The organism is Bradyrhizobium sp. NAS80.1, assembly GCF_001908205.1.
Taxonomy (GTDB): Bacteria; Pseudomonadota; Alphaproteobacteria; order Rhizobiales; family Xanthobacteraceae; genus Bradyrhizobium.
Window position 1 is genome coordinate 1 of sequence record NZ_LGHL01000402.1, and the last position, 1,149, is coordinate 1,149.

Consider the following 1,149-nt stretch of genomic DNA (forward strand, 5'->3'; position numbering starts at 1 on the left):
GTCTGGTTGCGCAGTACAACCAGATCATCGACCAGATCAAGACCACCGCGCAGGACGCCTCCTTCAACGGCATCAACCTGCTCAACGGTGACAGCTTGAAGCTGGTGTTCAACGAAACCGGCAAGTCGACATCGACGATCGCGGGCGTGACCTTCGATCCGGCCGGCCTCGGTCTGAGCAAGCTTACGGCCGGCACCGACTTCACCGACAACACCTCGACCAACAATGTCCTGACGGCGCTCAACACCGCCAGCACAACGCTGCGCTCGCAGGCCTCGGCCTTCGGCGCCAACCTGTCGATCGTGCAGATCCGCCAGGACTTCAACAAGAGCCTGATTAACGTGCTGCAGACCGGATCGTCCAACCTGACCTTGGCCGACGCCAACGAGGAAGCGGCCAACAGCCAGGCGCTCTCGACCCGCCAGTCGATCGCGACCTCGGCGCTGGCGCTCGCCAACCAGTCGCAGCAGAGCGTGCTGCAGCTGCTGCGCTAAGCTAAGCGGATCGGTTCACTCAACGAGACGGCGGGGCTTCGGCCCCGCCGTTCTTTTTTGTGCCAATCTACATTCTGGCCGCTTCGGCGGTGGTCACGTCTTAAGTCCTGCTTAACGCATCGGCCGTGATTGACCGTTCCTTAACCATAATTCTTCGAAAGCGCCCGCTGCATTAACCATCGCACGGCCGGTTTCATCCTTTGTTGACCATAGCGTTCCTAGGGTTTCGCCATGCGCGGCCAAGAAAGGCCGGCTGTAGATTTACGCCAGAAAGGTGCCCTCATGTCTCTGTCCAACATCACCCTCACTGCCGCAGTCCGCCAGAACCTGCTCTCGCTGCAGGGCACCGCCGACCTGCTCGCGACCACACAGGGCCGTCTCGCCACTGGCAAGAAGGTCAACAGCGCGCTCGACAACCCCACCAACTTCTTCACGGCCGCCGGCCTCGATGCCCGCGCCAGCGACATCAGCAACCTCCTCGACAGCATCGGCAACGGCGTGCAGGTGCTGCAGGCCGCCAACACCGGCATCACCTCGCTCTCCAAGCTGGTCGATACCGCGAAGTCGATCGCCAACCAGGCGCTGCAGCAGCCCTCGGGCTACACGTCGAAGGCCAGCGTCGCCTTCACCGGCGCCAACGCAGCAGCCGGCACCG

At 62.5% G+C, this 1,149-nt stretch carries 2 protein-coding genes; both read left to right on the top strand.

Features of this window, described 5'->3' with window-relative positions:
- The coding region (locus AC629_RS43840; RefSeq protein WP_283848246.1) for a flagellin at window positions 1–494 on the top strand (494 nt) is incomplete at its 5' end.
- Window positions 495–782: 288 nt separating this feature from the next.
- Window positions 783–1,149: flagellin N-terminal helical domain-containing protein (locus AC629_RS43845; protein ID WP_502693121.1), on the top strand; the 367-nt coding region annotated here is incomplete at its 3' end.